Origin of the sequence: Streptomyces sp. NRRL WC-3626, from assembly GCF_000718785.1 — a bacterium.
Classification (GTDB): Bacteria; Actinomycetota; Actinomycetes; order Streptomycetales; family Streptomycetaceae; genus Streptomyces; species Streptomyces edwardsiae.
The window spans coordinates 23,394-29,780 of record NZ_JOCA01000039.1 but is presented as its reverse complement, the minus strand read 5'-3'; the positions used below and the strand labels follow the sequence as shown (position 1 = coordinate 29,780).

The window sequence follows — 6,387 nt, the reverse complement described above, 5'->3', positions numbered from 1 at the left end:
TCCTCGTACATACCAATAGACACCAGAGTGTCGTGGCGGACGAACAGCCCGGCGCCGACCCCGTACACCACCGGCTCCACAACAACCCCAAGCCACACAGGCAACCGCGCGGACCGGATGCGGCGCCGGGCCAGGATGCGGTACGCCTCCACGCCCGTGCGGCGGCGCAGATCGGCCAGGGCGTGGGCGCGCATCAGCACGTCCGTGCCGCCACCTCGTGCCGCGTCAGGCCGGCGCAGCTGGAGCGGGAGTTGCTGAACCAGGTCGGGCACGGGTCCATCCCCCCGGGACACGGTGGCCGCCAGCTGCTCCAGGCTCCCCAGGTCCGGCTGCGAGTCCGCGTCATACAGCCCCACGTAGGTGTAGGCAGGGTCGGCGTCGGGCGGGAGCACGTCCGCCAGTTGCTCGACGGCATGTACGAGCTGACCGCTCTTGGCACCCTCGCCCGTGTAGTGCAAGTGATGCAGGCCGACCCCGGGGTGCTCGGCCGCGATCACCGGCAGCACGGCAGCGGCAACCTCACGCGTGGTCAGGACAGCCCCGATCTCCCCACGCAAGGCGGCAGCCGGATCACCGGAAGCGCGGATGCGCCGCACGGTCTCCGCGGCCCGGCCGGACGGCACGATCCCGGCGAGCCGGGCGGCCGCGGCCTCCACGCCACCACTGACCAGATCGTCCGCCAGAGCGGGCACCCGCGCCGCCACGGCGTCCCGCTCCCGCTCCTCGCGTTGCGTGGTCACCACGACGACATGCAGCAGACCCGGCGGGTACGACAGCCCGGCCGCCGCCCGCACCACCTCGGCCAGCAGCTCCTGTTCGCGCAGGGCCGGCACCAGCAGGACGACGCGCGGCCCCACACCGACGACGGGCACGGCGTGCCGCCGCCGGTCGAGGACGCGGGCGGCGTACACCGCGCGCACGCTGAGCAGGACCCCCCACGACAGGACGCCCCACAGCACGACGAGTGCGATCGTGGTCATGACGGCTGCGCCTGTCCGGGCGGGCCGTCCGGACAGGCGGACAGGTGCCGGTAACGTCCCTGGGAGCGGGCCGCCTCACGCAGCGCCCGCACCGGCGGATACAGACCGGCGGCCCAGGTCACCACCTCGGCGGGCGTCAGGCTCTCCGGGTCGCCGACCGGGATGCCCGTCAGCAGCGCGGGCAGCCGGGCGCCCAGGCCGAGCGGCACCGAGAACACGGCCTCGCCGGTCTGGTCGACCGCGGTGAGCGTCACCCGCAGATCGCCGTCCTGGACGGACGGCACCACACGGACCAGGTCCAGTTCCGCGGACCGGGCCAGCACGCCGCCGCCCGGCAGAGCGGGCACACGGGGTGCGCCGGGCGCAGAATGCCGCCGCCCCACGGTCATCTCGATGACCGTGTCGAAGAACCGGTTGGGAAACCGGCGGTACTGGCCGCGCAGCAGATGCCGCCGCCGTGGCAGCGCCGGATCGGCGTGCCGGGCCACCCGCTCGACACGCGGGGCACTGTCGTCGTCCGACACCCTCACCCGCAGCTCCAGCGAGGTGTCCAGGGAGAAGGAGTAGTCGTCGCCGTCGCGGTGCACACTGCGCGCGTCCTTGCCGACCTTGACCACGATCGTGTCCCGGAAGACCTGCACCTCGTCGTTGTACCGGCGGTCCCCGTACTTGTACTCGACGGACCGCAAGGTCCCGGCCGCGTGGAAGTTGGCGAGGACCACGGGCCGGTCGGCGTCCCGGGGCTCGGGGCCGAAGACGGAGAAGTGCGCGGCGCCGACCAGCGACAGCTTCTGCTGGTTACGGTCGAGAACCTCCAGCGCGTATCGCCGGGGATCGGTCACCCCGAACAGTTCGTTGGCGAAGGGGTGGTCCAGGTCGGGCGCGTAGACGTACAGGCCCGGGTGCGTGCCGTCGCCGTCCCACGGGCGTGCGGTCAGGTCCTCGCCGAGGCCCGCCCGGTCCTGGAAGGTGTGGAAGGAGTACGTGTGCGGATGGCCGTCCGGGTCGCGGCGCTGCGGAGGATGGACCACGAGGTGCCTCAGGCAGACGCTGCTGCGCCGCAACTCCCGCAGCTCGCCCGGTAAACCGGGAGCCGCGGTGTCCCCGGCGGGGCGCCGGGACCGTGATGGCGCGGGCGCGCGGACCGCGGCGGCGAGGGCGGTGCGGAAGCCGTCGACGTGGGCCGGGGTCAGGTGGGGCATGGCGTAGAAGTGGTAGAAGAGCCGCTCCTCCTCCGTACCGTCCGGCGTGCTCCACGCCAGCATGTTCCCCACCAGGCGGTAGCGCTCGAGGAGTTCGGCGGGCAGGCGGCCGCCCTCGTGGGAGAAGGCGGCGACGACGACGGTGTTGCCGGGTGAGGGCAGCACCACCGCGTCGGGATCGGCGGCCCGTATCGCGTCGGCCAGTTGGTCGCGCACGGCCAGACAGTGGCGGAACACCTGCCGGTAGCCGTCCGCCGCCACCCCGAAGACCAGCGACCACAGGGCGGCGGCCATCGCGCCGGAGCGTGACCCGGTGATCGTCTCGTCGAGGAAGCCGGACATCGGGGCGGGCACCGCGCCATGGCCCATCAGGCCCTTGCGGCACAGGAAAACCCCGCAAGTGTAGGGCATGAGGCCGGACTTGTGCGGGTCGAGCACGATCGAGTGCACGTGTGGGTTACGGAAGTCGAAGGGCACTTCCGGGGCGGTGAAGGGCAGGATCATGCCGCCGTGCGCCGCGTCCACGTGGTGGAAGAGCCTCAGGTCACCGCCGTTCGCGGCCCGTCGTGCGAGCACGTCGGCAATCTCGTCAACCGGGTCGACCATGCCGGTGTTGTAGTAGCCGGCGGTGGACACCACGATCACCCCGGTGCGGTCGCCCGCCGGGCTCTGCGCCGCGAGATCGTCCAGCGCGGCTGCCACCGCCGCGGCCTCCAGCCGCCAGGACGGACCCGCCGGGCAGAGCCGCAGCTCGAGGCCGAGTATTTCCGCGGCCTTCGCCACGGAGTGGTGGGTGAGCGTCGACGCGAGGACGACGACCCGTCCGGCGTCCGCGGCACGCAGCGCGTTACGGCCGACACGCAGCCCGGCCAGGGTCCCCTCGTTCGCGCCGCTGGTGACATACCCGTCGGCGGCGTCGGCGTTCAGGAGCCCGGCGAGCGCGAGGACCGCCTCCCGCTCCAGGCGCCGGGTGCCGCGGACACCGTCACCGAAGCGGGTGTGCACACCGACGTTGTTGGGGTTGCGTGCGGCGAAGCGGCCGAAGGTCTCCAGGGCCAGGTCATGCGGTGCCGTCATGGCGAAGCCGAGCCGCACCGGATCGTCCGGGGAATGCCAGCCGGGCACCTCCGCGAGGCGGGCGTCGAGCAGCGCTTCCAACTCCCCCTCAGGCAGGGGGCTTTGCGGGAAAGGATCGGTCTCGGTCGAACCGTCGTCCAGGTCCGCCATGTCAGTCCCCCTCCCGCCGCAGCACGCAGCGAAGGACGGCGCGCGGTCCCACGTCCAGGTCACGGACGTAGGTGTGCACCTCGCCCCGGGCGGCCAGTCCGGCCGCGGTGAACGCCGCGAGCACCTCGTCGACGGGCAGCAGCACCATGGGGACGTTGTCGGGCAGCAGGTACTGGCCGTCCTCCGTGCCCGCGCGCAGCACGGGATCCAGGGTCTCGCGGGTGAAGGTGTTCAGCGCCAGCAGCCCGCCGGGACGCAGCACCCGGGCCAGTTCGGTGACCGTGGCCGCCCACTGGGCCCGGTCCACCGCATTGTGCAGGACGCCGTAGCACACCGCGAGGGCGAACGTCCCGTCCTTGGCGGGGATCTCGTGTGCGGGGCCCTGTCGGACCGAGACACGGCCGGACGGATACGCGGCCGTCCTGGCCCGGGTCGCCTCCACCATCCCCGCGTGCAGGTCGACGGCGAGGACGTCGAAGCCCCGTTCCAGCAGGGCCAGGGTGTTACGGCCGCCGCCGCAGCCGACGTCGAGGGCGGGGCCGTCGACGGCTGTGCTGTCGAGCAGGCCGGTCAGATAGGGCTGTACGTCGAGGGAGCGGAACTCCGTGACGGTGCCGGGAGAGTTCCAGTAGGCGGCGGCCCGGTCGGCGGCCGTGGTCACGTCGGTCATGGGACGAGCCCCGTTTCCTCGTAGGTGCCGTTGTGCGGCCGGGCGTGTATGACGTCCATGTCCAGCTCGGCGAAGCGGTCGCCGCACCGGTCGGGGTCGTCGGTGAGGGCGAAGAAGGCCGGGCCGACGGAGGACAGGGCGAGCATGGTCGCCGCCTTGTCGTGCCACAGGGACTCCAGCCGTCCGGCCAGTTCGACGAGGCCGGGATGCGAGAAGGAGCAGTTCTCGATACTGCCCATCCGGAACCGGTAGTCGAACACGAGGGATCCGAGCGGGCCGAGGTCGCCGCGCAGCGCGGCCGGCATGGCCTCGTGCAGCATCCGGTACGCGATCGTGGGCGCCCACCGTTCACCGGTCGCGCGGAACCGGTCGAACTGGTCCGCCTCGGCGGCCATCAGCTCGTCGGTGGGCCGCTCCTCGAGGGACCGCGGCACGCCGATCACCAGCGACAGGCGATCGGGCACCGGTACCGACAGCACCACCGTGCTGCGGCCCGCCACGACCTGTACGCCTCCCGGATACAGGCCAGAGGCCGCCGAGCCGCCGATGCACTGCACCGGCGTCAGCAGACCGGGCCGACTGCCGTGCTCCTCCCCGTGGTTGGCGGTGAGATACGGCAGCAGGCCGGCTCGGTCCACCGGACAGCCGTACAGGTGGTTGACCGCCGTGGCGACCGCCGCGATGAGGCTGCTGCTGGAGCCGAACCCGGCGTGCACGGGCAGCCGGTCGCTCTCGACACCGATCGCCAGGTCGCACTCCGTGCCGAGGGCCGCGCACATGATGCGGGCGGCGTGCTCGACCAGTTCCGGCCGTCGTACCTCCGGGTCCAGGACGAGGCCGGTGCCCGGCGCGAGCCTGCGCACGTGGACGTGGTGGAACCGGGCGACGGAGAGGACGACCTCTCCGGCGTCGTAGATCAGGTTGTTGTCGGCCGCGATCGCCGCCGGTTGCAGCGCCATCGCGTTGAGCCGGGTGGGATAGCGCACGCGGACCTCGTCGGCGGGTGCCGGCACGGGACCGGACGGCGTGGCCAGGGGGTGGTGGACGGTGCCGGGGACGAAGGGCTCGAAGCCGACGGGCACGGCGGGGTCCGCCGACGGTGGCGGGGAGGTCATCGAGTTCTCCGGGGTCGTGGAGGTCACCGCTGTGCCCTTTCGTCGGCCGGCTCCTCGGAGAGCAGCCGGTGCCTTTCGAGGGTGAGGTCCGCCAGGTGGTCGAGGGAGTCGGTGGTGTAGCCGCCGCTGCCCAGGGAGCCGTCCGGACGCACGTTCATGTTGGCCTTGGCCAGTTGCAGATGGGGCAGCCTAAAGCGCAGCACCTCCCGCAACAGCGACCGCAGTTCGGCCAGGTTGCCCTGCACCTCGGGACCGTGGGAGGGGTGCCGGGCGGCCTCGTCCACGAGGCGGGGCAGCAACGGCCGGTGCCGCCGGGCCCGGTCGCTCGCCGCCCGGTAGGCGGCGGGGAGATAGAGGAGGTTCTCGACCAGGTACTGCTCGTACCACTCCTCCTGGGGCTCGCCCGGCTCCGGTCTGATCAGCAGGATGTCCACGAGCAGCGGAGTCATCTGCGCCCCGCCCGGTCCGTACAGCACCTGCCCCCCGACGGTCATCGGCGGGAAGTACGGCCGCATCTCGAAGGAGAACGTCTCCGGAGTGATGGCCCGCTTCACCGACAGCAGCGACTGCGCGAAGACGGTGAACCCGCGCGTGGCCTCGGCCAGCAGCTCCGCCAGCGCGGGATCGTCGACGGAAAGTGTGAGCGTCTCCAGGAGCGCGTCGACGGCGGGGCGCAGGGCGATGCCGGCCGTGCGGACCTCCTGAATGAACAGAGCCTCCTCGGGCAGTCCGGTGAAGGACCGCACGGCATCTTGAGGGTTGCGCAGCGCGTAGGTGTAGACGCTGTCCCGGGGCACCTCCTCGGCGAGCGCGCCCAGCTTGAGGAGCGTCTCCTCCGCGTACGGAACGGTCCGGTAGTCGACCCCGTGGCGCTCCAGGGAGGCGAGGACGAAGCCGAGGTCACGCAGGGCCGCGTTGGCGGTCACGGCGTCGTGGACACGGTCGGGGACCCGGCCGGTCCACAGCCGGGCGAGTGCGTCGAGGCCGCAGACGTCCCCGGCTCGGTTGAGGGCCGGCAGCCGCGAGGCATCGCGGGCGGCGTCGAATGGATCGCAACCGGACACTGATAAGTCCAGGTCACGCATGGATGAAGCGAGCAGCACGGAAATTGCAGTCTCCAAAGTGAGGGCCCGGGCGAGGGCAGCAGCGGCTGCGCCGGCTCAGACGTCGCCCCGGGGCCGAAGTCGGTCGTG

5 protein-coding genes are annotated in these 6,387 nt (G+C 72.3%); all 5 read right to left on the bottom strand.

What is annotated here, in order from left to right; genetic code table 11:
* On the bottom strand, positions 1 to 980 hold a 980-nt coding region (locus IF28_RS0135330), incomplete at its 3' end, for a hypothetical protein (RefSeq protein WP_030229399.1).
* Entirely contained in the window at positions 977 to 3,409 is a 2,433-nt protein-coding gene (locus IF28_RS0135325) for a pyridoxal phosphate-dependent decarboxylase family protein (RefSeq protein ID WP_030229396.1), read from the bottom strand. The genes IF28_RS0135330 and IF28_RS0135325, both read right to left, overlap by 4 nt.
* Position 3,410: 1 nt before the next feature.
* Positions 3,411 to 4,079, bottom strand: a complete 669-nt coding sequence (locus IF28_RS37225) for a class I SAM-dependent methyltransferase (RefSeq protein WP_051713995.1) — start codon at positions 4,077 to 4,079, stop codon at positions 3,411 to 3,413.
* Positions 4,076 to 5,221, bottom strand: a complete 1,146-nt coding sequence (locus IF28_RS0135315) for a hypothetical protein (RefSeq protein ID WP_030229393.1) — start codon at positions 5,219 to 5,221, stop codon at positions 4,076 to 4,078. Before IF28_RS0135315 ends, IF28_RS37225 begins: the two co-directional genes overlap by 4 nt.
* Positions 5,218 to 6,279 carry a monodechloroaminopyrrolnitrin synthase PrnB family protein gene (locus IF28_RS0135310; protein WP_078621667.1) on the bottom strand — a complete coding sequence of 354 codons (1,062 nt, stop codon included), beginning with the start codon at positions 6,277 to 6,279 and terminating at the stop codon, positions 5,218 to 5,220. Before IF28_RS0135310 ends, IF28_RS0135315 begins: the two co-directional genes overlap by 4 nt.
* Between the last annotated feature and the right edge of the window lie 108 nt (positions 6,280 to 6,387).